The sequence below is a fragment of the Acinetobacter sp. 228 genome (genome assembly GCF_048147885.1).
In genome coordinates this window covers 148,922-175,437 of the sequence record NZ_JAYWYV010000001.1, presented here as the reverse complement: position 1 = coordinate 175,437, position 26,516 = coordinate 148,922, and the positions used below count along the sequence as shown (strand labels likewise).

At 44.2% G+C, this 26,516-nt stretch carries 19 protein-coding genes and 5 tRNA genes; 16 read left to right on the top strand and 8 right to left on the bottom strand.

Annotated features, from left to right (window positions below; all coding sequences use genetic code 11):
* The first annotated feature begins 135 nt into the window (after positions 1 to 135).
* The 13 genes from pyrC (at position 136) to VXQ92_RS00755 (ending at position 11,482) form a co-directional block, all read left to right on the top strand.
* Entirely contained in the window at positions 136 to 1,170 is a 1,035-nt protein-coding gene (gene pyrC / locus VXQ92_RS00815) for a dihydroorotase (RefSeq protein WP_416679926.1), read from the top strand.
* Complete coding sequence (gene rnt / locus VXQ92_RS00810) at positions 1,155 to 1,814, top strand: ribonuclease T (protein ID WP_416679925.1); 660 nt, start codon at positions 1,155 to 1,157, stop codon at positions 1,812 to 1,814. The genes pyrC and rnt overlap by 16 nt, the downstream gene beginning before the upstream one ends.
* A 20-nt stretch (positions 1,815 to 1,834) precedes the next feature.
* Positions 1,835 to 1,910: transfer RNA gene (locus tag VXQ92_RS00805), tRNA-Glu, on the top strand.
* Between the two features lie 165 nt (positions 1,911 to 2,075).
* Positions 2,076 to 4,571 (top strand): TonB-dependent receptor plug domain-containing protein, encoded by a 2,496-nt coding sequence (locus VXQ92_RS00800; protein WP_416679924.1) that lies wholly within the window; start codon positions 2,076 to 2,078, stop codon positions 4,569 to 4,571.
* Positions 4,572 to 4,652: 81 nt separating this feature from the next.
* Positions 4,653 to 4,811, top strand: coding sequence for a hypothetical protein (locus VXQ92_RS00795; RefSeq protein WP_416679922.1), 159 nt, complete (start codon positions 4,653 to 4,655; stop codon positions 4,809 to 4,811).
* 131 nt (positions 4,812 to 4,942) lie between these two features.
* On the top strand, positions 4,943 to 6,373 hold the full coding sequence (locus tag VXQ92_RS00790; RefSeq protein WP_416679920.1) for an amino acid permease: 1,431 nt from the start codon (positions 4,943 to 4,945) through the stop codon (positions 6,371 to 6,373).
* A 212-nt stretch (positions 6,374 to 6,585) separates the two neighbouring features.
* Positions 6,586 to 6,661: transfer RNA gene (locus tag VXQ92_RS00785), tRNA-Glu, on the top strand.
* 114 nt (positions 6,662 to 6,775) lie between these two features.
* A complete protein-coding gene (locus VXQ92_RS00780; RefSeq protein ID WP_064101435.1) occupies positions 6,776 to 8,188 on the top strand; it encodes an amino acid permease in 1,413 nt (470 codons plus the stop codon).
* 233 nt (positions 8,189 to 8,421) lie between these two features.
* The gene (locus VXQ92_RS00775; RefSeq protein ID WP_064095557.1) at positions 8,422 to 9,327 is read left to right on the top strand and encodes an alpha/beta fold hydrolase; all 906 of its coding nucleotides are present in this window, start codon (positions 8,422 to 8,424) and stop codon (positions 9,325 to 9,327) included.
* A gap of 131 nt (positions 9,328 to 9,458) precedes the next feature.
* Positions 9,459 to 9,534 (top strand) — tRNA-Glu (locus VXQ92_RS00770).
* A gap of 24 nt (positions 9,535 to 9,558) precedes the next feature.
* Positions 9,559 to 9,634 (top strand) — tRNA-Glu (locus tag VXQ92_RS00765).
* A 46-nt stretch (positions 9,635 to 9,680) separates the two neighbouring features.
* Positions 9,681 to 9,756 (top strand) — tRNA-Glu (locus VXQ92_RS00760).
* Between the two features lie 304 nt (positions 9,757 to 10,060).
* Positions 10,061 to 11,482, top strand: a complete 1,422-nt coding sequence (locus VXQ92_RS00755) for an iron-containing redox enzyme family protein (protein WP_416679919.1) — start codon at positions 10,061 to 10,063, stop codon at positions 11,480 to 11,482.
* Between the two features lie 66 nt (positions 11,483 to 11,548).
* Here the strand turns inward: VXQ92_RS00755 and VXQ92_RS00750 are convergent, their stop codons facing one another.
* The 5 genes from VXQ92_RS00750 to VXQ92_RS00730 all read right to left on the bottom strand — a co-directional run bounded on the left by VXQ92_RS00750 (position 11,549) and on the right by VXQ92_RS00730 (position 20,151).
* Positions 11,549 to 12,793, bottom strand: a complete 1,245-nt coding sequence (locus VXQ92_RS00750; RefSeq protein ID WP_144724467.1) for an NADH:flavin oxidoreductase/NADH oxidase family protein — start codon at positions 12,791 to 12,793, stop codon at positions 11,549 to 11,551.
* Positions 12,794 to 12,924: 131 nt separating this feature from the next.
* Positions 12,925 to 13,935 carry an ABC transporter permease gene (locus tag VXQ92_RS00745; RefSeq protein WP_416679918.1) on the bottom strand — a complete coding sequence of 337 codons (1,011 nt, stop codon included), beginning with the start codon at positions 13,933 to 13,935 and terminating at the stop codon, positions 12,925 to 12,927.
* Positions 13,935 to 14,981 (bottom strand): microcin C ABC transporter permease YejB, encoded by a 1,047-nt coding sequence (gene yejB / locus VXQ92_RS00740; RefSeq protein ID WP_416679917.1) that lies wholly within the window; start codon positions 14,979 to 14,981, stop codon positions 13,935 to 13,937. The genes VXQ92_RS00745 and yejB overlap by 1 nt, the downstream gene beginning before the upstream one ends.
* Positions 14,982 to 15,005: 24 nt before the next feature.
* A complete protein-coding gene (locus tag VXQ92_RS00735) occupies positions 15,006 to 16,847 on the bottom strand; it encodes an extracellular solute-binding protein (protein ID WP_416679916.1) in 1,842 nt (613 codons plus the stop codon).
* 10 nt (positions 16,848 to 16,857) lie between these two features.
* The gene (locus VXQ92_RS00730; RefSeq protein ID WP_416679915.1) at positions 16,858 to 20,151 is read right to left on the bottom strand and encodes a LysM peptidoglycan-binding domain-containing protein; all 3,294 of its coding nucleotides are present in this window, start codon (positions 20,149 to 20,151) and stop codon (positions 16,858 to 16,860) included.
* Between the two features lie 207 nt (positions 20,152 to 20,358).
* On the opposite strand from VXQ92_RS00730, the gene dnaQ reads away from it, so the two are divergent.
* The 3 genes from dnaQ to nudC all read left to right on the top strand — a co-directional run bounded on the left by dnaQ (position 20,359) and on the right by nudC (position 24,292).
* Positions 20,359 to 21,744 (top strand): DNA polymerase III subunit epsilon, encoded by a 1,386-nt coding sequence (dnaQ, locus tag VXQ92_RS00725; RefSeq protein WP_416679914.1) that lies wholly within the window; start codon positions 20,359 to 20,361, stop codon positions 21,742 to 21,744.
* A 125-nt stretch (positions 21,745 to 21,869) separates the two neighbouring features.
* Positions 21,870 to 23,516, top strand: a complete 1,647-nt coding sequence (locus VXQ92_RS00720) for a chemotaxis protein (RefSeq protein WP_416679913.1) — start codon at positions 21,870 to 21,872, stop codon at positions 23,514 to 23,516.
* Entirely contained in the window at positions 23,516 to 24,292 is a 777-nt protein-coding gene (nudC, locus tag VXQ92_RS00715; protein WP_416679911.1) for an NAD(+) diphosphatase, read from the top strand. Before VXQ92_RS00720 ends, nudC begins: the two co-directional genes overlap by 1 nt.
* A 107-nt stretch (positions 24,293 to 24,399) precedes the next feature.
* On the opposite strand, the gene VXQ92_RS00710 is transcribed toward nudC, so the two are convergent.
* From VXQ92_RS00710 to VXQ92_RS00700, 3 genes are all read right to left on the bottom strand, one after another.
* Positions 24,400 to 25,281, bottom strand: a complete 882-nt coding sequence (locus VXQ92_RS00710) for an alpha/beta hydrolase (protein ID WP_416679910.1) — start codon at positions 25,279 to 25,281, stop codon at positions 24,400 to 24,402.
* Positions 25,271 to 25,957, bottom strand: coding sequence for a BON domain-containing protein (locus VXQ92_RS00705; RefSeq protein ID WP_064095568.1), 687 nt, complete (start codon positions 25,955 to 25,957; stop codon positions 25,271 to 25,273). The genes VXQ92_RS00710 and VXQ92_RS00705 overlap by 11 nt, the downstream gene beginning before the upstream one ends.
* 131 nt (positions 25,958 to 26,088) lie before the next feature.
* Positions 26,089 to 26,505 (bottom strand): YraN family protein, encoded by a 417-nt coding sequence (locus VXQ92_RS00700; RefSeq protein WP_416680035.1) that lies wholly within the window; start codon positions 26,503 to 26,505, stop codon positions 26,089 to 26,091.
* Positions 26,506 to 26,516: the final 11 nt, after the last annotated feature.

The following is a 26,516-nucleotide window of genomic DNA, read 5'->3' as shown; positions in this document are numbered from 1 at the left end:
ATTTTTTTAGTAATTCTAAAATAACATACTTTTTGAAATTAAATTATAGATATCCCTTATTTTGTAGCGCTTTCTCGTTACCATTTTTGCTATAGATGGATTATCATTCACTTTATTTGTTCGACTGAATTTGCCTTGAATACGATTACGATTCTCCAGCCAGATGACTGGCACGTTCACCTGCGTGATGGTTTAGCACTTCAACGTACCGTTCCCGATTTAGCCAAACAGTTTTCTCGCGCCATTTGCATGCCAAACCTGGTACCACCCGTTAAAACCGTGGAGGAAGCCAATGCCTATCGTGAACGCATTATGGCCCATGTGCCTGAAGGGGTAAATTTCGACCCACGTATGGTGCTGTATTTCACTGACAACACCCCGGCAAGCGAAGTTAAGAAGATTAAAGAATCTGAGCATGTCAATGCCATCAAGCTCTATCCTGCAGGTGCGACCACCAACTCCGATAGCGGTGTGAGCGATATGAGCAAGGTCTACAGCGTAATTGAACAGCTTGAAGAACACCAGGTGCCTTTATTACTGCATGGTGAAGTAACGCATAATCATGTGGATATTTTTGACCGTGAAAAGCGCTTCCTGGATGAAGTGCTGGCTCCCTTACTCAGACAGTTTCCCAAGCTAAAACTGGTACTCGAACACATTACCACCAGTGAGGCTGCAAATTTTGTGCTCGAGCAAGACCGGAATGTCGCTGCAACCATTACCCCGCAACATTTATTGTTTAACCGAAATGACATGCTGGTCGGTGGGATCAAGCCGCATTTCTACTGCTTGCCAATTTTAAAGCGTCAAACGCATCAGCAAACTTTGCTGGAAGTCGCAACCAGCGGTAATCCTAAATTTTTCTTGGGAACAGACAGCGCGCCACATTCAAAAAATGCAAAAGAAAATGCGTGTGGCTGTGCAGGATGTTATAGTGCGCCGACTGCCATTGAGCTGTATGCTCAGGCATTTGATCAGGTGGGTAAAATTGAACGCCTGGAAGGTTTTGCCAGCCACTTTGGCGCAGATTTCTATGGTCTGCCACGTAATACCAGCACTATTACCCTGATCAAAGAAGATCAAGTGATTCCTGAAAGTTTAAACTACCTGGATGGTGAACAGATTATCCCTCTGTATGCGGGTAAAACCATTCAATGGAGAAAAGTGTGACAAATGAAACTCTCCCAATCATTGGTCAACGTTTTCGTGGATTCTTACCTGTAGTTGTCGATGTCGAGACTGCAGGTTTTAATGCACAGACTGATGCATTGCTGGAAATTGCGGCCATTCCGATTGTTTATAATGAAGATGGTCAATTTGTGCTAGGTCAAGCCTACCATGCACATATCAATCCTTTCGAAGGGGCAAACCTCGACCGCCGTTCGCTGGAGTTTATTGGGATCGATCCCTCTAATCCGATGCGAATCGCCATGGCTGAAGATGAAAAAACTGCGCTTAAGCGTATTTTTAAATCTGTGAATGAAGTACGTCGCCAGCAAAACTGTACCCATGCGGTTTTAGTCGGACACAATGCACATTTCGATTTAGGTTTTCTTCAGGCCGCGATTGCCCGTACCGGAACCAAAAACCAGAATCCGTTTCATAGTTTTTCTGTCTTCGATACAGTGACTTTAAGTGCGGTGATGTTTGGTCAGACCGTACTGGCAAAATCCTGTATTCAGGCCGGAATCGAGTTTGATGGCAAAGAGGCTCACTCTGCATTATATGATACGCAGAAGACCGCTGAACTGTTTTGCTATATTTTAAACAAACTCGCACCTCACCTGCTTGACACTCTGGTGGCGGATCAATAAGATACCGCCATCTTCTAAACGTCCCTATCGTCTAGAGGCCTAGGACATCGCCCTTTCACGGCGGTAACCGGGGTTCGAATCCCCGTAGGGACGCCATCTATCTTCTTCTCTTCCTTTATATATCTTGTACCAGCACCTCAAGCTGATTAATTCATGAACATTCATTATTTTATTAATGAAAATAATTCTCATTTTCATTGATTACCACACCAAAGTTAATGATAATTACTTACATTATCTTTCTCATAATCAAGCTCTCTCATGCGTTTTGCTTATTCCCCACTTTCTATTGCGGTTTTAACTGCATTGAGTTCAACTGTTTTTGCTGAAAAATCCGATCAATCAGAACAAGTCAAATCACAAGCTTCTGTTAAGTTTTCCACCATTGTGATTCAAGCTAAAACAGAAAATGAGGTGGGGAAAACGGTTTACAATAAAGAGGACATACAGCAAATACCAAATGGCTCTAAGACCATCACCGAATTATTAAAAGTTAATCCGAATGTACAATTTGATTCAAACGCACGTAGTGGATTGCAGCAAGGCGAACTCAACGCGACGGATATCAGTATTAATGGCAGCCTACCCTACGATAATAAGTTTTTGATCAATGGCCTCAGCATTAATAACAATATTAATCCAGGTAGTGACGCAAAAAGTAATACCCTGAATGAAATAATGGGAAGTTCACAAACGGTGACAATTAATGCCGATCTGCTGTGTAAAATCACCCTACTTGATAGCAATATGGGTGCCGAATTTGGTGAGTTCACAGGTGGCGTAGTCAGTGCAGAAACCTGTGTTCCCCAAACCGAAATTGGTAAAATTCATGGCAGCCTGAGCTATGACTATACTTCTGATCATTGGTCAGACATCAATTTCCCTAGTAAAGAAGCAGCTGAAGAATTTGAAAATTCAACCAGTGAAAGCAAACAACCTTTCTTTACACGTCAAGGGATCAGTGCAACGTCATATGGCAAACTTGCTGAAAGTTTGGGTTTAAATGCATTTGGTTCATATCGCCGTGCAGATATTCCTTTAAAAACAAGTATTGATAACCCAGATTCTTATGAACAAAAACGAGGTTCAAACAATGCAGGTATAGAGTTTTTCTATACTCCCAGTGACAATACGGTTTTAAAGATTGGCACACAATTTATGGAATCGAGTGGTGACTATTTTCTTTCATCCACTCATAACTCCCAAAGCTCACATACATCAGACAGCCAAAGTTTCTATATCAACTTAAAAAATAAATTGAATTCAGTTGAACTTGAGCAACAAGCCAATTATCAAACGCAGACTGCAAACCGTAAAAGTGCGACAGATAATATTTCCTGGTTGAAATCATCAACCAAAAACTGGAAGTCCTCGGGTATGCAAATTGAAGGTAGCTTCGGAAGCACTCAGCAGCAGGAAGAAAAACTGGAATATAGTCTTAAGGCATTATTTGAACCCATTCAAACCCAGCATACGACCCATACGTTCAAAATGGGCGGAGGATATGGACACTATAATGCTCATTGGAAACGTCCTGTCACAACAAGCATTTATTCTAGTGCGACTGGAAATATTGCCAATCTCAGCTGTTATTCAAATACTGGTCATAAATATGATGCATGTGATGAAGGAAATGGCCAAGACGGACAGTTTCTAAAAAATCGCACCTCTTATTTGGCAGGTAAAACTGAGGTACAGCAAGACCGTTGGCATGCATTTTTACAGGATCAGATTCAATGGGACAAATACTTCACAGCAACACTTGGCTTTCGTGCAGACTATGACAGCTTAACTAAAAATAATAATGTTGCACCACGTAGCTCATTTGTTTTTAAACCTTTTGCTAATGAACAATTATCCTTTACCACTGGCTGGAACCGCTACTATGGTTTAAATGCCTTTTATAATGAATTACAAGATCAAAAAGGCTTATTGATCATTCGCCAAACACGTGACAACCTATCAGCCGACTGGAAAGAAAAAGCATATGCCGGTTCTTTTACTTATCGTTCGCAGCTTGATACCCCTTATGCAGATGAAACCATGTTCGGAATCAATGCTGAATATGCAAATAGCCGTATTGGTCTAAAATGGGTTAATCGTAAAAATAAGGACCAGATCCGCCGCACAGAATCAGTTAAAGATCCCGCCATTTCAACCAATCGCTTTAGCTATACTTATGATAATGAAGGTAAATCTGAATCTAATATTTATACCTTAAGCCTGATTAACATTAGCCCATTGAAGTTATTTGGCACACAGCATTTATTCAGCCTAAATGCAGATTATACTGAAACCCAGCGTAACTTCGACTCATACAGCACAGCGTATTATACCGGCACACCCATCATCTACTACGATGGTAAATTGATCAATGCTGAAGATAAGCCATCTGAAATCTTTAATACTCCCTGGACAACACGTTTAGGCTGGAATATTAAATTTGACCGGATTCCTTTAAGCATTAATAACTTCATCAGTTACCAGGGCAAAGTGGATGCCATGAAGAAAATATCAAAAGGTTATTCTGATAAAAATAATGAACAATATGATATGTATACCCCATACACCACCAAAAATACCTTCTACTGGGATGTAAGGGCGACCTATGATATTCCTTTAAATAAGGACCTTAAAGCCATTTTAGGTTTAACGATTAACAATGTGACGAATCGTGATAATTTCTATCTGGATTCGGGTGTTGCCTATCCACAAATTGGCCGCCAATTTATTGCAGATGTCACTTTTAAATTCTAGAGCCTGAATAGGTACCTGCTGCTGCTCTTTTTAATTTGCTTAGGCTATAATTAATGCGATTTCATATTGTGCCTTTGTGTCATGTTAAAAAAGATCTTACTGGTTTTACTGATTTTAGCCCCATCCGCGCTATATCTTTATATCGTCAACCGTGATGATGATCACACTACGGAGACTGAGACTGTGTTAACGCCAGCTGAAAACTCTCAGCCTGAGCAATATCAAACTCCAGATCACTAATTTTGAATGATCTTTTCAAAGATTTATTTTTTAAATTAAAAAATAACTTTATGGGGAAATTTCAATTTATGTGATATTTCATATAATTAAAACTAAAATACCTCTTTTGAATCTCCTCTCTCGATTTAGTTATGCAATCTCCCTCTCCACCTTCACAGCATTCGTCTGTTGAGGGTCAAACTCCGTCGTTAAAACGTGCCATGGGCACACGCCATCTGATCATGCTTTCTCTGGGTGGTGCGATTGGTACTGGGCTATTTATGGGCTCAGGTGAAGTGATTTCCCAAGCTGGTCCGCTCGGTGCCGTACTGGCCTATATTATTGGTGGCCTGATCGCTTATATGGTCATGCTCTGCCTGGGTGAACTGGCAGTACATTTGCCAGTATCCGGCTCCTTTGGTGCATTCGCCACAAATTATATCGGTCCGGGTACCGGCTATATGGTGTCCTGGATGTACTGGCTGGGTTGGTCCGCGACCTTGGGTACAGAATTTACGGCCGCTGCCATTCTGATGCAGGAGTGGTTCCCGCAAACTTCCATCTGGTTATGGACATTAATCTTTGCTGGCGGAGTCCTGTTGTCCAACCTGAGTTCAACCCGCACCTTTGCCGAGTCTGAATTCTGGTTATCAATGATTAAAGTCGCTACTGTATTGATTTTCATCATTCTGGGTTTTGCGTGTATTTTTGGATTTATTCCTTTCCAGGGCTATGAATCTGCACCACTGTTTAGCAATCTGACCGAGCATGGCTGGTTGCCGAATGGCTTGATTCCCCTATTTACCACCCTTCTGATCGTAAACTTTGCCTTTAACGGTACCGAGATGATCGGAATCGCTGCAGGTGAAACTGAAAATCCCGAGAAAAATGTACCTAAGGCGATTCATGCTGCGGTATGGCGTCTGATTATTTTCTTTGTCGGCACCATTATCGTTATCAGCTCACTACTATCTTATACTGATGCAGGTCTGCAAGTCGGTGGTCATGGTGGCCTGAGTAGCAGTCCATTTGTATCGGTATTTACCCAGATGGGTATTCCCTATGCAGAAGACTTTATCCGTTTTGTGATTATCACTGCCCTGCTTTCTACTGCAAACTCCGGCCTATATGCCGCTTCACGTATGATGTGGGCACTTTCTTCAAAAAATCATTTGCCCCGAATATTTGCCAAAGTCAGTAAATCAGGTGTGCCTTATATTGCAGTTTGGGTGACCATGATTGGGGGTTTACCGGGCTTACTGTCTGAACAGTTCGGTGCTGATGTGATCTTTAAAAACCTGATGGGTGTTGCCGCATTCACTATGGTCATAGTCTGGATGAGTATTTGCTGGAGCCAGTTTAATTTCTGGCGCCAGTGGCTCAAATCTGGTCATGCGCTGTCTGATCTTAAATTCCGTACCCCATGGTTTCCACTTGTACCAATTTTAGGTTTTGTATGCTGTACCGCAACGGGATTAAGTATGGCGGCTGATCCTGAAATGCTGTCCGGTTTTATTGGCTGCTTACTGTTTATGGCGGCATGTTATGCAAGTTATTACTGGCTCTATCATAAAAAAGCTTAATTTTTAGACTTCGGTATAGAGATTTTTCTCTCTTTAATAAACCCAATTTCGATTGGGTTTATTTTTTATAATCTGCAAATCTGTTCAGAAAATAATATCTTAATAAAATAAAGTTTTTGTTTTGCCTAATGTTTAAACTGTTAAATGAATTTTAGCAAAAACCCTTTTGACAAAACCCGGCTTAATCCTTAATATACGCATCACCTCGCAACGTCCCTATCGTCTAGAGGCCTAGGACATCGCCCTTTCACGGCGGTAACCGGGGTTCGAATCCCCGTAGGGACGCCATCTATTGATCTCATACGATCAGACCTTATTCGAAATTACTATTATTCGATTGCAGATTTGTAGTTTTTCACTACAATAGCTCGCTTCATTCCTTTGAAGTATTTCTTATTTCCTATGCACTCATCTCCGAATGATGCTACGCATCAGGGCAATTCTGCGCCTTTAAAACGCGCTATGAGTACACGACATCTGGTCATGATTTCGCTGGGTGGCGCAATCGGAACAGGCCTATTTTTAGGGTCGGGTGAAGTCATTGCACAAACGGGGCCTGTAGGTGCCATTCTCGCTTATCTCCTGGGCGGTATTATCGCGTACATGGTGATGCTATGTTTGGGCGAACTTGCCGTCCACATGCCAGAATCTGGTTCATTTGGCGCTTATGCCAAACGTTATATCGGACCAGGTACAGGCTATACCATCACCTGGTTATACTGGCTGACGTGGTCGGTCACTCTCGGAACTGAATTTACTGCAGCTGCCTTGCTGATGCAGGAATGGTTCCCGGATATTTCCATGTGGTTATGGACCATTATCTTTGGTGTATTCGTATTTAGTCTAAATATGATTTCAACCCGCTGGTTTGCCGAATCCGAATTCTGGCTGGCACTGGTCAAAGTGGTCACGGTTGTTGCTTTTATTCTTTTAGGCCTATTGGCCATATTTGGTGTTTTGGGCTATCAGGGATATGAAGCCGCTCCTTTATTTACCAATCTGACTGCACAGGGCTGGTTCCCTGAAGGTCTGTTCCCGATTTTTGCGACGATGCTGATTGTGAACTTCGCCTTCTCTGGCACCGAGTTGATTGGTGTGGCTGCGGGTGAGACTGAAAACCCTGCCAAAAATGTTCCTAAAGCGATTAATACTGCGATTTTCCGCTTATTAATTTTCTTTGTAGGTACGATTATTGTGGTAACAGCTTTACTTCCGCATCAGGAAGCGGGCTTAGCTGCGGAAGGCGTAAGTAGCAGTCCATTCGTAACAGTATTTCAGCATATTGGTATTCCTTATGCTGAAGATATCATCCGTTTTGTGATTATCACTGCATTGCTGTCTGCTGCCAACTCGGGCCTGTTTGCTGCTTCACGTATGATGTGGTCATTGTCATATAGCAAACAGTTGCCTGCAATATTCTCAAGACTCAATGCTCGCGGTGTACCGTATATTGCAGTCATGGTAACTATGCTGGGTGCATTGCCAGGTTTATTGTCTGAACAGTTTGCGCCAGAGACTATCTTTACCAACTTGCTGGGCGTCGCGGCGTTTACCATGGTGGTGGTCTGGATGAGTATCTGCTTAAGCCAGTTCAACTTCCGTCGTCAGTGGTATAAACAAGGTCATACTGCCAAAGAACTGGGCTTCGCTGCACCATTGTTCCCGATTGTGCCAATCCTGGGCTTTGTGTTCTGTTTTATTACTTGTATCAGTATGGTCTTTGATCCATCAATGCGAATCAGCTTCATAGGCTGTCTGATATTTATCGCGTTATGTTATGCAAGTTACTACAAGTTCTATCACAATAAAGCTTAAATCTTAAAGCACATAAAAGAGCAGCTCCGGCTGCTCTTTTTGTCAATATATCTTTAATTCAAATCTATACATTTCCTGCTTTGCTTTTATCTGTTCCCATAAATATACATATGTCTGTTAATCCTTGTTTTATCAAAAAAATTTAAAACATTAATACTACAAGAAGCGCCGGTTCAGCTGAGGCAAGATTTTTATACTATGGGTATAAAACTGTCGGTCTCAGTGAGGCATCGATGAAAATTGTTTTTATTCATGGCATGAACAAGCAAGATTATACAGCTACTTCATTACGGCAACACTGGCTGCATCTTCTCAAAAAAGGCCTGCGCAAAAATTCGCACCAGCAAGCTCGTTTCACTTATTTAAAACGGCATATCCGCATCCCTTTTTATGGAGATTTACTCTCTCAGCATCATTTGCGTAATCTGCTTAGTGGAAATATTTTAATGCCACAGCAGTGGCCGCATTTTCCCTTCCTGCATCCAGTTCAGCGGCAACCTACTCCACCTGTAGATCAGCGTATCAATCAAATTTGTGACGTCCCACAATTGAACCTTGATGATGCACTCAAGTTCAACCAGAAACTGAGGTTCATCACAGCGTTAAGCAAGGATATTGCTTTACGCGATTTTGTGATACTCCTTAATTATTTTCCCCGCTTGCATGCCAGTTTGTTGCAAAAATTTTTACAGGAAACTTATCTTTACTTGGCCAATCCAGAGTTTATGCAGGAAGTTCACCTTCGCATTCATCATCAACTATATAGCAGCAAACCACAGATTGTAGTGGCACATTCGCTTGGCACCGTGATTGCCTATAATTATTTGATTGAGCACCCGGAACTAAATATTAAACGTTTTATTACCCTCGGATCACCACTGGCATTTCGGGTCATCCAAGCCCATCTCCAGCAACCGATCACACGACCTGCTGCCATTTCAGGCGATTGGATAAATTTTTATTCACCTGATGATTTTCTCACTGCATTTCCACTCTCAAAAAGCCCTTTTAACTTTCAACCTAACATTATCAATCAGGAAATTCGTACTTTTGTGGAACGCCCACATGACGTTGAAGGTTATTTACAGCATCCGAAAGTATTAACTGCCATGCTGGAATTGCTTAAAAATCCAGCTTAATTCAGGTAATTTTCCTCTATTTCAACAAGATTGTTTTAAATTTACGCACTCAACCCGTAAAATCATTTTTTTTATGGAAATGCGTTTGACACCCCCCTGTTTTCACCCTATTATACGCCCACCTCTGAAACGTCCCTATCGTCTAGAGGCCTAGGACATCGCCCTTTCACGGCGGTAACCGGGGTTCGAATCCCCGTAGGGACGCCAATTTTCAGAAGTACATTTTATTAAGTCCCTATCGTCTAGAGGCCTAGGACATCGCCCTTTCACGGCGGTAACCGGGGTTCGAATCCCCGTAGGGACGCCATTACTTCCAGCTAAAAGTAAGGGTTTTAAAATTTATCTTCTGTACTGTCCCTATCGTCTAGAGGCCTAGGACATCGCCCTTTCACGGCGGTAACCGGGGTTCGAATCCCCGTAGGGACGCCATATTCGAGATGATTATCTTATAAATGATCTTCTCATAAAAAAGCTCAGGCATTGCGACCTGGGCTTTTTTTACCTCTCAGAAACCTCAGTTCTATTTTTACCGCTCGTTCAAATTCTGTGGTTACTTTCCTGAATGCCACCCCATTCTTAATTTTATTATTTGTATTTTTTTACATTTCTATGCATAGAAATATCCGTTCATTTTCATTTAAAGCAATACATCAATAAATTAGAACAAAAATTCAACACCCTGAGTTTAGAGCTCACGTTAAGGTAAATAAAAGAAATCTGCAAGGATCAGATTATGTTCTTCAGCACAGAGTTAAGTTTACCTTTATCGCCGAATAAAAATCATAATTTTCAATTTAAAAGCTTTAAGGATTGGGTTGACTTTTTTCAAGATACTGAAATTTCGATGTATGCCAAAACCGAACAAGCCGAATCTTATTTGAGCGATCTGATTAAAAATTTAAAGATTGATACTCTCGGATGGTTAGATCAGCCTGCACAGGTTGAACAGCATCTTTTAGAACAACATCATCAGGTTTGTGCGACTTTCCAGGCCTATGTGAATCGCCGGAAACAGCACCAAGCCCGAGAATATTTTCCTACGGTTTCCCATGCTTTCGAATTCCTGGCGAAAGTTGCCCCAGTCAAACTGGTCGATGGTGCTTGGTTATATTCGACCGTACCGAATTGCAATCAGCCCGAGCTAAAAGATTTGATTTACATCTATCTGGAGGAACTCGGCCTAGGGCATCCGCGTGCCAATCATGTCACCATGTATCAGGACCTGTTGAGTCATTATGAGCTGAACAGTTATGCCGAGCATTTGGATGACAGTTACTATGAACAGGCTGCAGTACAGTTGGCACTGGCTTATGCCCCGGCCAAATATCTACCTCTGGTCATTGGCTTTAATCTCGGTTATGAACAGTTACCGCTGCATCTGTTAATCACCAATTATGAACTGGCTGAACTGGGTATCGATCCGCATTATTTCAATGTGCACATTACTATTGATAATGCTCACAATGGTCATGCGCAGAAATCTCTGCAAGCATTTATCCAGCATTTTAATCATGCTGAAGATTCACAAGCTTATCTGGATCTGATTAAAAAAGGCTATGTTCTAAATGACCTTGGTAGAAGTTCTTCCCAAATCATCAAGAAACTGGACATTGAGCAGATGGCTTTAAAAGTTTTTCAGAACAAGGCCCTGATTGGCCAATATATTCATAATCAGAAATGCCAGTTTAGTGGCAAGACCATCAATGACTGGTTGTCCGATCCTGCCCAGATTAGCGAGTTTTTGCAGGTGATGATTGAAAAAGGCTGGATCGTGAAAGATGCGCCAGTAGAACAAAGTCGCTTCTGGAAAATGATAGATCAACCGGAAGGTAAAATGTTTGGGGTCTTTAATGCGACCGAAAAACAGATTATTAAAGACTGGATTCAGGGTGCAGGCTTGGCAACTCGCCTGTCCTCACGTAGTGCAGCCCCATCACAAGCAAAAATTGAACCTGCAATGAGCCGTATGGACCAGCAGCGCTTAAATCAGTTAAAAAGCCGCTTCATGCGCTGTGAGGGTGCTGAACAGAAAATTGATTTACTGATTCCTTATACTGCACCGCATATGCATCATACCGAAATAGGCTTATGGGCGACTCGTCAGTTAAGTCAGTTATTATTTCCTTTTCAGACTCAGGCGATGCATTATTCCTAAAGCCCCCCCTAAGTGCCAGAAATTAAAAAAACCGGACATTTGCAGTGTCCGGTTTTTTAATAAAGATTAAGCCGATTTTCGCGAGTTTAATTGTCCCTTGATCACCGCTTTGACATTGCCTTTCAGATACTGCAAAAAGACTTTTAGTGGTGAGAGTTTCGGATTAGGCTGCTTGCCTTTGGCAATTTCCTTAAACTGCGCGGCATACCAGATGATTTCCATAATCGCCATCTTGTCGACCATTGGAATACCGGTTTTAATTTTCTCAACTGCATAACGTACATCCTGCCCTGCAACCAGACGATTGCCCAAGTCAGGTTCTACCGCAAAGGGACGTGCAATCCCGACAAAATCACAAGCACCACTGTCGAGCGCGGCATTCATGCCTTCAACAGTTCGGAATCCACCAGTGACCATGATATGGCACTTCACTTCCTGCCGGATTTTTTCGGCAAAATCGAGGAAATAGGCTTCACGGGCAATGGTCGAGGCCTTGCGCTTGTCTGCTTTCACGCCGGCCATCGCAGGTGCTTCATAGCTACCACCTGACACTTCAATGATATCAATGCCTGCAGCGTCCATCGCCTTAAAGACATAAATGACATCTTCTTCGCTAATACCACCGCGCTGGAAATCAGCTGAATTCAGCTTGACTGAAATAATAAAATTTTCCGAAGTCGCAGCACGAACAGCCTGATAGGTTTGCAGCAAGAAACGGGTACGATTCTCAATACTACCCCCCCATTGATCCTGACGCTTATTGGTCAGCGGTGACAGAAACTGGCTAATCAGATAACCATGTGCCCCATGCAACTGCACCCCCTCAAATCCTGCTTTTTCACAGATGGCAGCCGAAGTGGCAAAGCGCTGGATAATATCCAGGATTTCATCTTCACGCAGTTCCCGTGGGGTTCCAAAGCTCATTGCCAATGCCGGACTAAAGGGTACTGCGGACGGTGCAACCGTTTCTTTATTCAGACCTTTAGGACACTGGCGGCCCGGATGTGACAACTGGACCAATTGTACCATGCCATGCTGTTTGCCTACGTCAGCCCAGACTTTGAGCTGTGCCAGATCACGTTCTGTTTCTACCACTACGACGCCCGGTTCATTCTTGGCACGATAATCCACCATGACATTACCCGTAATAGCACAACCCAAGCCACCTTCGGCCCATGCTTCATACAACTTGAAATGTGCCTGATTGGGCTGGCCGGCATCATTGGCCAGTGCTTCACTCATGGCGCCTTTAATGATGCGGTTTTTGAAAGTGGTATTGCGAATTTGAATGGAGTCGGCCAATTGGGTCATGATCTGTCCTGATACGTTACTTTTATTTTGTACTCGTTTATAACGTAAGCCAGAACAATTGACAATCAGTCTTGTCAAATTTACACAATTTTTATCTGCTTATTTTTTTCATGGTTAAAGATTTTTGTGATTTAGTTTCTTGGATCAAAAGCATCACGTACCGCTTCTCCCATATAGATCAGCAAACTCAATACAATCGCCAAACTAAAGAATCCGGACAATGCCAGCCACGGCGCATTTAAGTTGTTTTTGGCCTGAAGCAAGAGTTCCCCGAGGGATGCCGAATCGGGTGGCAAACCATACCCTAAAAAATCCAGCGCTGTCAGTGCAGTAATATTGGCGGTTAGCATAAAAGGTAACTGTGACAGGCTAGAACCTATCACATTGGGGAGAATATGTTTGAACATGATCCGTCCATCCCCGGCCCCGATACTTTTTGCTGCCCAGACATATTCCAGATTTCTGGCGCGCAAAAACTCAGCGCGCACCATACTCACCAGTGTGGTCCAGCCAAATAACAGCATGATCAGAAATAGCCAGTAAATACTCGGGGTAAACAGACTGACCAGTACCATCACCATAAACAGCATCGGCAAACCGCTCCAGACTTCGAGTATGCGTTGCCCGATCAGGTCAATCCATCCACCATAATAACCCTGAATTGCCCCTGCTAAAATTCCCAACGCTGCAGACAATAAAGTCAGAGCAAAACCAAACAGTAATGAAATCCTTAAGCCATATAGAATCCGTGCCAGAACGTCACGGCCCTGGTCATCTGTTCCCAGCCAGTTTTGCGCACTCGGGGGCGAAGGCACTGGTTTAGCCAGTTCAAAATTTGGCGTTTGATAGGAAAACGGAATGATGGGCCAGATCGCCCAGCCTTTTTCTGCAATCAGTTGCTGCACAGCCGGATCTTTATATTCTGCTTCTGTCTCAAATACTCCACCAAACGTGGTTTCCGGATAGGATTTCAGGATGGGCAGATAAAAAGCATGATCATATTTCACCAGTAAGGGCTTATCGTTAGCAATCAGTTCTGCACCCAAGGAAATGATGAAAATAGCACTGAAAATAATAAAGCAGCTAAAGCCCAGCTTATGCTGCTTAAAACGTTGCCAGCGTGCTTGCATCAAGGAAGACATTATGGTGATCCTCGACGTGAACTGAAATGAATCCTTGGATCAATCAGTTGATACAGCAAATCGCTGAGTAAACGCAGCAGCAGGCCGAGCAAGGTAAAGATAAACAAAGTACCAAAAATCACCGGATAGTCACGCTGGATAATCGCCTCAAAACCTAAAACGCCTAACCCATCCAGATTAAAGATAATCTCGATGAACAGGTTGCCCACGAAAAACACCCCGATCAGGACTTCGGGCAAACCTGCGATAAGTACTAAAATAGCATTCCGGAATACATGCCGATACAGTACCGCATGTTCAGTTAAACCTTTGGCCCGCGCAGCCAGGACATATTGCTTGCTCAGTTCTTCCACAAAAGAAAATTTCACCAGATAGGTCAAACTAGCAAATCCGCCAAGCACCATGGCCAACAGCGGCAAGGCCATATGCCAGAAATAATCCTGAATTTTCGCAAAGAATGAGAGTTCAGCTAAATTTTCAGAGCGAATGCCCTGCAAGGGAAACCAGTGCAGATAAGATCCGCCAGCAAAAAATACGATGAGTAAAATGGCAAAAATAAAGGCTGGAATGGCATAGCCCACGGCCAACACTAGAGAGGTGGTCTGATCAAACAGACTGCCATGTTTTCGGGCTTTTCTGATACCTAAAGGAATGGAGACCAGATAGATCAACAAGGTACTCCACAGGCCTAAAGAAAGCGATACTGGCAATTTTTCCCAGATGAGTTCAGTCACAGGCTTGTCTTTGAAAAAACTCTGTCCCAGATCAAACTGCGCATAACGCGTTACCATTTCCCAAAAGCGGATATGCAGCGGCTGGTCAAAGCCGTACTGGATATTGATCTGCTCAAGCATCTCCGGTGTGAGGCCTTGCTTTCCCTGATACTGCAATCCGGTATGCGCCAAACCATTAACCTGTTGCGCCTGATAAATCGCCTGCTCCACCGGACCACCGGGGGCCAGCTGGATCACCATGAAATTGATCAGCAAAATAATCAGCAAGGTTGGAATCATCAGCAACAGACGTTTGAGAATATAAGTGCTCATGGCACTCCCTGATAGGCTTGGAGCTTAATACTGTTTGAAATAGTCAGCCACATGTCTGGCCTTTGCCGCATTGACCCACCAGTAATCAATCCCGGCGGAGAGTTTAGGTTTTCGTTGCGGCTGCTGATACATATTCCAGTAAGCATACCAGTATTCGCCCGTACCATAAGTCAGAATATGATAATAGCCTGCACGCAGTAAACGGTCTAATGCTCGGGTACTATTCACCAGCTGTTCACGGTTTTGAGCCTGGCTCACCTGCTGAATGACTCCATCAATGCCCGGATTTCGAATGCCGGCATAATTATAATTACCTGGCTGCGTGGCGGCCTGACTGCCCCAGAACTGTTTCTGCTCCTGCCCCGGTGTCAGGGATTGCGGCATGGTATCGACAATCATATCAAACTGATAATTCCGCAGCCGTTCATAATATTGCGCGGTTTCTACCATACGAATACTGGCCTGAATGCCCAAGCGTTTTAAATGACGCAGATATGGCATCAGATCACGCTGCTGTTCCGCCTGATGCAACAGGAATTCAATCTGTACCGGTTGACCCGCAGCATTGATCAGCTTCCCCTGTTGATAACGATAGCCTGCCTTTAATAGCAATTGACGGGCTTTTAACAGATTGTTCCGGTTAAAACCGGAGGCATCTGACTGAGGATATTTCCAATCCTGCAGTACCGCCTGACGTTGAACCGGATCAAGCTGTTTTAAATGGGGTTTTAAAATGTGCAGTTCTTGGACACTTGGCCGTCCATGAGATGCAAGCTCGCTATTGGAAAAAAAGCTGTTCAGGCGCTGATATTCACCATAGAACATGGCTTTATTCAACCATTCAAAATCATAGGCAAAACTCAAGGCTTGCCGGAAATGGATATCGGCAAAAGGCTGGCGGCGGGTATTGAATATCAGACTCTGGGTCGGAATCGGGTTGTGATGCTGAAAGCGGTAACGCTGCACCTGTCCTTGCCGAACGGCAGGAAACTGGTAGTCTTTCACCCAGCGGTTGACCTGTTTTTCCTCATGCAAGGTAAATTGGCCCGACTTGAAAGCTTCGAACTTGATTTCAGGACTACGATAATAACGATACTTGATCCGGTCAAAATTATAACGTCCGCGGTTGACCATCAAGTCTTTACCCCAGTATCGGGGATTGCGTTTGTAGCTAATACTACGTCCAGCATCTATGTGTTCAATGACATAAGGTCCTGAACCCAGCATCGGTTTCAGCGTCAATTCTTTAAAATTACGCTTTTGCCATTCCTGTTTAGAATAAATGGGCATCTGCGCGACAATCATCGCCATTTCCGGATTATGTCCGGATTTAAAATGCATTTTGACCTGTAAAGGTGACAGGACTTCCAGCCGGTTTAAATCAGCCAGATACATCTGCAGTCCAAAATTGGACTGGGTCTGAAACAACTCAAAACTGTATTTGACATCTTGTGCAGTTACCGGCTGGCCATTGCTAAACCGTGCTTTCGGATTTAAATGAAAAATAATAAAGGCGGTTTTCTTGGGGTCAAAACTGACTTTTTCTGCCAGCAAGGGATAGTACACACCGGGCTCATCCAGTGACTTGGACAGCAAACTGTCAAAAATATAGTTGCCCCCTTCAGTGACATTACCCTTGCCATTCATGCTGTTCAAATTATCGAAACTGCCATCAGCTGCCAGAATCAGCGTACCGCCTTTCGGCGCTTGCGGATTGGCATAAGGCAGGGATTTGGCTTGGGCATATTTCGGCTGGTTATATAGCGCGATATATGGGGTGGTAATCAGGGCTGCCCAACTGCTACTCACGAGCAGCGGGGCTAGCCAGATCAACCTGAAAGTTTTAAATAAATGCGCGAATCTCATGATCCATTCATTAATTCGGCACTTTAATCACATCACCAATACGCAATTGTGTATTCGGTTTGAGATCATTCATTTCCGCCAGTTCATTGCTGTTCAGACCATAACGTGAGGCCAGACCGATTAAGGTATCACCGCGTTTGACTTTATAATCCGTCACCAGTTTTGGAATCTGAATGGTTTGACTGACACGCAATCCTGCGCGTGGACTCAGATTATTTAACTGAGCCAGGTCGGTCACGCTTATGCCTAAACGGCTGGCAATTGCATTCAGGGATTCACCTGATTTTACCGTATAGGATTCAGTTGCCTTAGAAGCTACAGGCTTAGCTGCCACTTTCACGTCTTCAACTTTTTTATCTGCCGGAAAGTCACCCTCAATTTTTAAACGCTGACCGATACGCACTGTGCTATTGGTATTCAGGCCGTTTAAATCTGCCAGATATTTCAGTTGTAAATGATACTGACGCGCAATAGAGCTTAAGGTTTCGCCTGATTTCACCACATGCGAATCCGATTTTGCATTCTTCGTCGCAGTTTCAGCAACCACTTCACGTACCGGTTCTGCGACTTCACCACTCAGTTTCAGACGCTGTCCCACTCGCAAACCTGCATTACGTGACATGCCATTCAGGCTCGCCACCTGGTCCATTGACAGATTGTATTTTGCGGCAATGCCAGTCAACGTATCACCCGATTGAACCGTATAGGTTTCAGGGATTTGACTACCGGCTGGAATCTTGATGGTCTGACCTATACGTAAACCACTATTGGCAGACAACCCATTCAGTGCAGCCAGTTCAGAGACACTCAGCTTGCTTTGACTGGCAATGCTATATAGGGTTTCACCGCGTTTGACCTGATAGTTTTCAGTCGCAGTCTGATCGACTTTGACATTTTCAAACTTCTGCTCAGTTTTCTGGCTAGATGCCGTTAGCCCTTCAACTTCCTGAAGTGGTACATTGATTTTCTGACCCACCATCAGACTGCTACCGGCAGTCAGACCTGAAGTCAAAGATGCCAGTTCAGCATTTGAAAGCCCGTAACGATCGGCAATCAGTTTCAGATACTCACCCCGTTTCACTGTATAGGATTTGGTCTGAACCTTGGCAGTCTCAGCTTTTTTAATCTCTTCAGCTTTGGCTTTGGATTGCCCTGTATCTTTCAATGACAGCTTTTGCCCAACAAACAGACCGCTATTAGTACTCAGTCCATTAAAATCAGCTAGTTGTTTCACACTAAAACCAAACTGATTCGCTACGCTGGTCAGGGAATCATTGGCCTGAACCACATAGTTTTCCGGTTTTTCTTTGGTTGCATTTGCTTCCTGTACAGGTTTGGCATCATACAGATAAATGGTGGTGCCCACATATAGCAGAGAATTTGGATCAATCTGGTTCCATTTCGCCACATCACGCCAGTTCACCCCATTTTTAGCTGCAATCAGAGCCAGATTATCGCCTGCTACGACCTTATAGGTACTGCGTTTACCTTTTGGAGCGACCACTACTACTTCAGAATCCGTCTTGACGAAATTTTTGCCCTGATTTAGCTTGGCTTCAACAGAGTTTGCGGTGGTATTTTCAGCAACCTCTTTTGGATAAGAGAAGCCTTTGGTCAGTTCCTTGCCTTGTTGCTCGGCCACAGACAGGCTGGTTTGAATGGCAGTCAGCTTGATTTTGCCGTCATAAGGATCAACAATTTCTGTGCCTGCAGGTGCCAACGCTTTTAACTCCTCAATCACCTGAGCCTGTTCTGCCGGTGTTGCGACAGGCTGCAGAATTTCATCCACAGTCTTGTTCATATCCTGCGCGGCTACGACCTGTTGAATTTGCTGACGTTCAGCTGCTGAAATCGGTGGTTCAACCTGAATCTGTTTCACTGGTGCGGCAGGTGTCACTGCCACAGGAATACGTGGTGCACTTGGAATAGGCAAATCACTTTGTGCCGCAAAACTTGCCAGGGCAGATGGGCCTTGAGGTGTCGAAACCTTTTTCGTGGTCTGGGTCACAGTATTTGCTGTGGTCGACGTACTTACAGCAGCTGTTACCACAGGTGCGGTAGTGACAGTTCTTGCAGGAGTCGTCGTTTTGGCAACGGTCGTTGCTGGCTGATTACTAACAACTGCTGGCGGAGTCTGTTTAGAAGGCGTAATCGTTTTCGTATTTAATTCTGGCGGTGCAGCTCTGGTGGGCACCACTGTCGTCGTATTTCTCGGCAGGCTGCTCGTGTTACTCGCCCATAAACCGCCTGAGCCGGATAGTTTTTTCAGCTTCTCATCCACTGAAGGACTTAAGTCAGCAGGAATCAGAATACGGCGCGGACTGGAAGGATCAATATGATCACCACGATGACCCGGGTTTAATTGATACAGTTCTGCACGGCTTAGACCAGTGATGGCTGCAATTTCATTTAAACTGGCAACACCGACCGGTACTTCACGGAAATGCGGACGGTTGGCAATCGGTGGCAAGCTCACCCCATAGCTGCCTGGATTTTTAATAATCTGTGCAACTGCCAGGAAACGTGGCACATAGCTCATGGTTTCTTGTGGCAATTTCAATGACCAATAATCGGTAGGCAGACCTGCAGCTTTGTTGCGGTTAATCGCCTGCTGGATACGGCCTGGGCCGGCATTATAAGAAGCAAGTGCCAATTCCCAAGAACCAAACTGATTATACAGACTGCCCAAAAACTCATAGGCTGCACGGGTCGATTCCACGACATCACGACGACCATCGTATAAAGGGGTCTGCTTTAAACCATAAATACGGCCGGTACTTGGAATAAACTGCCATAAACCTGCCGCTGCCGCACTACTGGTCGCTGCCGGGTCATAGGAACTTTCAATAATCGGTAACAGCGCCAACTCGGTCGGCATGCCACGGCGTTCTGCTTCTTTTACCGTATAATACAAATAGCGTGATGCACGGGCACTTAAGCGGTCCAGATAAGGCTGACGCGAAATAAACCAGCCGCGCTGTGCATCAATCCGTGGATTCCAGACACTTAAATTCATCTTGAAACCTACAGTCATGCGCTTCCAGACATCACCATGTTTCAGAATCTGTAAACGGTCACCCTCAACTGCACGCATATCTGTTGCAGAAAGTAAATCTTCCAGTCCATCCAGACTGCTGCCATCCAGATATTGAGATCCAACCTGCTTGCTTTTTGCTGTTTGGTTCGCATTATGTGTAGACGAACAGCCCGTCAGTCCCAGAGACGCAAGTGCAGCTCCCAGTACAGAAAATTTCAAGAAAGTCGGTAATGTCGGCTGCCACAAGTTTGTGGTTGGTTTATACATAAAGAAATCCAAACAACTCGTATATAAATTTATTTTTTAGATATGCCATTGTAGTGAAGCATGTCGAAGACACAAGGCAATAATTTACCGCGATTTCACGTTAAATGTTACAAGAAATTAAAAAATCCGGAACATATAGATTGATCGACTGCATTTGCGCTATACAATAACCCTTCCAGTTTGTTCCATTTTGATCGGATTTAATTTATGTCACACACTATCACACTTTATGTTGATGGCGCCTGCCGCGGCAACCCGGGTTTAGGTGGTTGGGGGGCATATATTGTGAATGAACAGCAAGAATACAAAATATATGGTGGTGAAGACCATACCACCAACAACCGCATGGAACTGACGGCTGCCATTGAGGGCATTCTGTTTTGTGACAATCAAGACAAACTGGTGATCTATACCGACTCCAACTATGTCAAACAAGGTATTACCGAATGGATTCATGGCTGGAAGAGGAAAAACTGGAAAGACGTCAAAAATCCTGACCTGTGGCAAAAACTGGATGCAGTATGTCAGGGACGAGAAATTGAATGGCACTGGGTTAAAGGCCATGCTGGGCACCCAGGTAATGAAATGGCCGATCAGTTAGCCAATCTGGGTGCCGATGAAACCCTGAAAAAATCCAAGCAAAGCCCTTCAATTTCTGAAGATAAAAAAAAATCTGAACCAGACTGGTTGCTAGATGATCCTTTTGGTCTGGATCTGGCCGAGAGTGAAGAAGAACTGGAAGAGCTGTCCGAAGACATCATCGAAGTGACTGTTGAAGAAATTGTACAGACTGAAGTTTTAGCAGCGGACATCCATGAAGATACTTCATCTTCAGACGCATCTGCCGCGGCTCAATTACATCCGCAAATTGTCATTACACCAGCCAAGTTACAGCTACATGGCCCACGTCAATTGATTCTGGATACGGAAACCACCGGTTTTTATTATCAGGATGGTGACCGGATCATTGAAGTGGGTGCCCTTGAGATGATTAACCGGAAGCTTACCGGAAGCTCGATTCATATCTATATTAATCCGAAAAAACCGGTCGGTGATTCTGTCAATGTCCACGGTATTACCGATGAATTCCTGCAAGACAAACCGCTGTTTGAAGAAATTTCCCAAGTGCTGTTTGACTATTTGCACGGTGCGGAAATTATTGCGCATAACGCGACCTTCGATATGAACTTCCTGGATATGGAATTCAAGCGCGCAGGTTTTAAAGCACTCTCCGAGGTCTGTGAAGTCACCGACACTCTGGCACTGGCCAAGTCCAAGCATCCTGGACAGAAAAATTCACTGGATGCACTCGTGCGCCGTTACGAGATTCCACAACGCGACCGTACCTTCCACGGTGCCTTGCTCGATGCGGAAATCCTGTCCGATGTTTATCTGGCCATGACCGGTGGACAGGTCTCTTTTGATATTGATGCCCTGTCTCAGTCGGAAGAGCAGAACAGTCGCTCCGGGATGGCTAGGGTTGAAATTGATTTACCCCTGATTCTTCCATCAGAACAGGAATTGCAGGAACATGAGAAATGGGTCAAACATTTCGAAGAAAAACATGGAACTGCTTGCCTTTTCGCGAAATAAAATCTACATTTCCGGGGATACTTTAGGTTTAAAACTATCGTTCTTCAGTTATAGTAAATACAAAGAGGTCCCGCAGTTTGAAGCGGGGCTCATATATAGATAATACTTCAGGAAAGGTGCAGATCATGTCTTACCAAACCTCTATACATTTTGATCCAACAGCCTTACTGATAATAAAAAATGAGGTTGATAACTCGATCAAGTTAGTCGAATCAGCAGTAAGCACCTTGGTAGAAGATCAGACTTTACCTTTTGGCATTGATGATGCATTAACTCAGTTTGAACAATGCGCCCAGGTTCTGGCTCTGATCGACATGTCCAGTCTGGCAAAAATCGCTCAATATTCAGCAGAACTGATGCGCAAGATCATGGGGAATCCAGCGCAGGTTAATACTCAGGATGTCATTGCCTTGAGTGAAGGCACCACCATGCTGAAACGCTATATCGAATTCATCTGCCTGCGTGAAGTGAAAATTCCACAATTTTTGCTAGATACCCTGAACCGCCTGGAACTGGCTTTAGATAAACCGCTGACAACTGAAGGCCAGCATGTAGAATCCTTACTGGATTGCATTACTCCTGACTTTGCATTGCCACAAGCGCCAGGTCTGGAAAAATCCGAATATGTACACTGCCTGTATAAGCTGTCACTGAACAAGCTGATTACTCAGGAAGAAAGTGAACTGGATCTGCAAGCCATCAAACTGGTAGGAGCCTATCTGGCTGGACTTTCCGAACAGCATGATGGCAGCAAGCAGTACTGGAATCTGGTCTATGTTGCCTTCAACAATATCGAACATCTGATCATTAATGAGCCACGTCTACGCACCTTGGTGGGCATTGAACGTAACATGGCACAGTATTTTAGCTCGGCAGACAGTTTCAAGGCTTCGCTGGCTGATCTGGCCAATGTGCTCAGCCTGTGTATCAGTCAGGAAGATGAAACTGCGCAGTCTATCCGCAGCCAACTGAATGTGAGCGATGACCTGCTGACCGATATGCAATTACAGGTCTTCAGTCGCCATCTATATGGTCCAGACTTTGAAACCATGCATACCATCAGCGAATTGGTGACCACGGAAATGGTGCAAATTCGTAATGACATCGAGTTCAACTATCACAGCATGACACCTGAAAAGACCCAGGAATTACAGGCTCAACTGAATAATCTGGCCAATATCTTCAAGGTGTTGAACCTGAATGAAGCCTATCATGACCTGACCCGTCAGGCTGCTACACTGAGCCAGCCGGAGATGATGCAGGATGCCAGTTTTGCCCAGCAGTTAATGAATGTCATCCTGTCTGCCATGAACTCGATTGGGGTGCTGGAACGTCATCACACTTCGAGCCGCTTGCAGCTGCGTGTCAACAACATGAATATTTCTCTGGACCGTCTGGATGAAGCACATGCTGCTTTACTCACAGAAACCAAGGCCCTGATTGAGCTTTCCAGCCAGATTCTCAGCAATTACCTGCAAGACCAGGACTTGGCTGCCCTTGAAGCTGTACCCGTACAGTTTTACGAGATTGGCGGCGCCATGCTATTCCTGAATGCAGAACATGTTCGTACTGCCTTCGTCACAACTGCGGAATTTATCAAGAACCGTATTGATCTGTCGATTGCATTAAGTCCAGAAGAAATTCATCGTGCTCTAGACACCCTGGCCAGTGCCGACATGATGATTGATAACTTAAAGAACAAACAGCCTGTATTACAGACCATGTTTCAGGTAGCATTGGACAGTAGTGAGAAACTCAAAATAGTTGCCTAATGTCCAAATTATCACTTGCTTATATTTTTCAACAACAGCAACTGCTGGTCGATCAACACTTTCAACTTCCACGGGTTGAAGCCTTAGCAAGTGATTTGCTACTCCACACGGGTGATCAGGTGATTGCCCGTGACCTCCTTCCCGATGAGCCAATTCCTCCAGGCTTGCAACTGCTTCCCATCCGTCAGCTGTTACAGTTCTGGAATACCCGGCAATTTGAACAGGCCAGCCGTGCGGTACAGCTTTTAGAATGGCGTCGTAACCATAAATTTTGCAGTCATTGTGGCACAGCCACTGAAGCACATGCTGTTGAATATGCCATGGTCTGTCCATCCTGCAACTACCGTCAATATCCACGGGTACAGCCTTGCGTTATTACCATCATTACCCGAGGTAAAGACGAGATTTTACTGGCTAAAAATGCACGTAATACCAAAAGCCAGATGCATGGACTGATTGCCGGTTTCGTTGAAGTGGGTGAAACCCTGGAAGATGCAGTACGTCGTGAAACGCTGGAAGAAGTCGGTTTAAAGCTCAAGAATATTCAGTATCTGGCCAGCCAGCCCTGGCCTTTCCCAAGCAACCTGATGATTGCCTTCAAGGCAGAATATGCTGGCGGTGAGCTACAGCTGCAGGAAGAGGAAATTAGTGATGCGCAATTCTTCAAATTCGATCAGCTGCCGGAAATTCCATTCAAAGGTAGTATTGCCCATGCCATGATCATGCATGTGACTCAAGGCACGCCCGTCGCAGACGACACTAAAACCTGGCTATAAGCCTGTACTTAAAAGTAAATTTTTCAAGGCTTAAAAAAAGAACCCAGTGGATAATCGCCCTAGGTTCTTTTTTTTATGTGTTGCTACAGGGTTATCCAGCTATCAGCTCAGGATTTAAATGCATCTTCGAGCGCCCAAAGCACCTGAGACTTGGTCTGGAAAAAGCGGCTAAACAAACTGGAGAGTGAACCCACGATCGTAATATGGCCAAGTTTCGGAATGTGAATCAAATGGCTATGATTGCCCTTCTCTTTCAGTACGCGGACCAAATCATGGCTATTGAAATGCCCGACAATCTTGTCTTTTTCGGCAATAAACAGATAATGCCGGGTTGAGCTATTTCTAACAAAATAATAAGGCATGACCTGCTGATAAGGTACTGCCTGATCAAATGCACCTGCACAGATCGGATCATTTTTATAATCAAAATGATAAGGCCCTGCCAGACCAATAATCGCCCGGATTTGATTATGATCAATAGTGGCAGATTGCGGATGATACAAGGCAGACATCACATTGAATGCGCCGGCAGAATGTCCCATCAAGACCAGATTTTCAGCACAGATCTTCAACTGCTCAGCCGACTGCTGCAAATGATTTAGCAACAAATGCAGATCATGAATATAGGTGGGGAAAATATGCTGTGGTGCCAGATGATAATTCATCACCACTACATCATAACCTTCTTTGGCAAAGGACTCGCCAATAAACTGGTAATCCTTTTTATCGCCATGCAACCATGCACCGCCATGTACAAACACAATCAGGGGACGATGGGGCAAAGGCTGATGGCTTCGAAACAGGTCAAAGCGTTGTCGGGATTTCAGACCATAGGCCAATTGGGTTTCGATCATATAACCCTGTTTCGGGGTTAAACGATTTAAAGCATAACTGCCAAAATCGTATAACCGGAAATCTTGATAATGTTGCTGAAACTGCAGAATACGCTGTGAGATTTGGGTTTTAAACTGGCCGACCTTATGGTTCATAGGTCGGTTCAACCGTATCAGGATCAATGGCAACCGGTGTCTGTTCAATACCTGGCTGTGCATATGCCGGTGCAGCAAAATTCTGACTGGCCAGACTTGAGGATTGCTCAACATTATCGATCAGGGTCACGATTTTAGTAACATTGCCTACCTGCTGTAACACCTGATTCAGGTCAGTAATCTCGGCACTGTTTAAACGTCCCATCACATACAATATGCCATCTTCAGTATGAACATGCACCTTGCTATCTGCAACTACAGGCGCCTTCATAATTAAACCGCGGGTATTTGCAGTCACCGCAGTATCCTGCATGATAGTGCTATAGCTGATCTGATTACCGACAGTAATAAAATTATGCACGGCCTTGACATCACTCATTGATTTGACGTTGTCTTCAGCCAATTGTTTTAAGTGTGCATCCGGCACCTGACCAGTCAGCAAGACATTGCCATGAAAACTTTCAATATTGACCCGGGCCTGCTTAAAGCGCGAGTCCAGTTTATAAAGATTAATTTTTGCAGTACGGACAATCGAGGAATCAATAAATACCTGCCCCAAGGTACGCGCCCCACTTTCAGTTCCGACAGGAGCCGTACCTGTGCCGCTGGAAATAAAACTGGCACAACCTGATAAACTTGCGACACACAGCATTGTTATTGCAATACGCTTAACCACTCAGCAAGACTCCTTCATTTTATTACGTCTTTTCAATCTAATCATCTTTTCCAAGCTCAGATCATGGCAATTCTGCTTGAACTTTACAACGATCTTGAAGCAAATATAAGCATCTTTAGATCTTATTTTGTTTAAAGGTTAATAAACTCTTGATCAAAAGTAAAAGCATTTTCAATCCATTCCAGATCATAAGGGTATTGCGAAAAGTCATGCTGTAGGGTTTTTGCAAATTGCTGTTTAAAATCAAAACAAATCACGTCAAAACGATAGTAATAGTGTGCAAATTGTGGATTTTTCTGAATAAAACACATGGCTGTCTTGAGCATCTTGCCCTGTTTCGCTCTGGAAACCGATTCAATGGCTTGTGCGTATCCAGTTTGTGCACGTGCCTTGACTTCCACAAAGACCAGCTCCTGATCACGTACCAGAATCAGATCCAGCTCGCCATAGCGACTGTGATAATTGGCTGTCAGGAACTGAAATCCATGGTTTTGCATCAATTGGGCCGCTTGCTGCTCTGCCCATGCACCTAGTTGCTGTCGTAGCATTCCTCTTTCGC

Coding starts and splice junctions, on each gene's coding strand:
- VXQ92_RS00720 (WP_416679913.1), top strand. CDS start 21,870: ATGTCTTACCAAACCTCTATACATTTTGATCCAACAGCCTTACTGATA.
- VXQ92_RS00745 (WP_416679918.1), bottom strand. CDS start 13,935: ATGTCTTCCTTGATGCAAGCACGCTGGCAACGTTTTAAGCAGCATAAG.
- VXQ92_RS00710 (WP_416679910.1), bottom strand. CDS start 25,281: ATGAACCATAAGGTCGGCCAGTTTAAAACCCAAATCTCACAGCGTATT.
- VXQ92_RS00730 (WP_416679915.1), bottom strand. CDS start 20,151: ATGTATAAACCAACCACAAACTTGTGGCAGCCGACATTACCGACTTTC.
- dnaQ (WP_416679914.1), top strand. CDS start 20,359: ATGTCACACACTATCACACTTTATGTTGATGGCGCCTGCCGCGGCAAC.
- rnt (WP_416679925.1), top strand. CDS start 1,155: ATGGAGAAAAGTGTGACAAATGAAACTCTCCCAATCATTGGTCAACGT.
- nudC (WP_416679911.1), top strand. CDS start 23,516: ATGTCCAAATTATCACTTGCTTATATTTTTCAACAACAGCAACTGCTG.
- VXQ92_RS00790 (WP_416679920.1), top strand. CDS start 4,943: ATGCAATCTCCCTCTCCACCTTCACAGCATTCGTCTGTTGAGGGTCAA.
- yejB (WP_416679917.1), bottom strand. CDS start 14,981: ATGAGCACTTATATTCTCAAACGTCTGTTGCTGATGATTCCAACCTTG.
- VXQ92_RS00800 (WP_416679924.1), top strand. CDS start 2,076: ATGCGTTTTGCTTATTCCCCACTTTCTATTGCGGTTTTAACTGCATTG.
- VXQ92_RS00700 (WP_416680035.1), bottom strand. CDS start 26,505: ATGCTACGACAGCAACTAGGTGCATGGGCAGAGCAGCAAGCGGCCCAA.
- VXQ92_RS00795 (WP_416679922.1), top strand. CDS start 4,653: ATGTTAAAAAAGATCTTACTGGTTTTACTGATTTTAGCCCCATCCGCG.
- VXQ92_RS00775 (WP_064095557.1), top strand. CDS start 8,422: ATGAAAATTGTTTTTATTCATGGCATGAACAAGCAAGATTATACAGCT.
- VXQ92_RS00755 (WP_416679919.1), top strand. CDS start 10,061: ATGTTCTTCAGCACAGAGTTAAGTTTACCTTTATCGCCGAATAAAAAT.
- VXQ92_RS00780 (WP_064101435.1), top strand. CDS start 6,776: ATGCACTCATCTCCGAATGATGCTACGCATCAGGGCAATTCTGCGCCT.
- VXQ92_RS00735 (WP_416679916.1), bottom strand. CDS start 16,847: ATGAGATTCGCGCATTTATTTAAAACTTTCAGGTTGATCTGGCTAGCC.
- VXQ92_RS00750 (WP_144724467.1), bottom strand. CDS start 12,793: ATGACCCAATTGGCCGACTCCATTCAAATTCGCAATACCACTTTCAAA.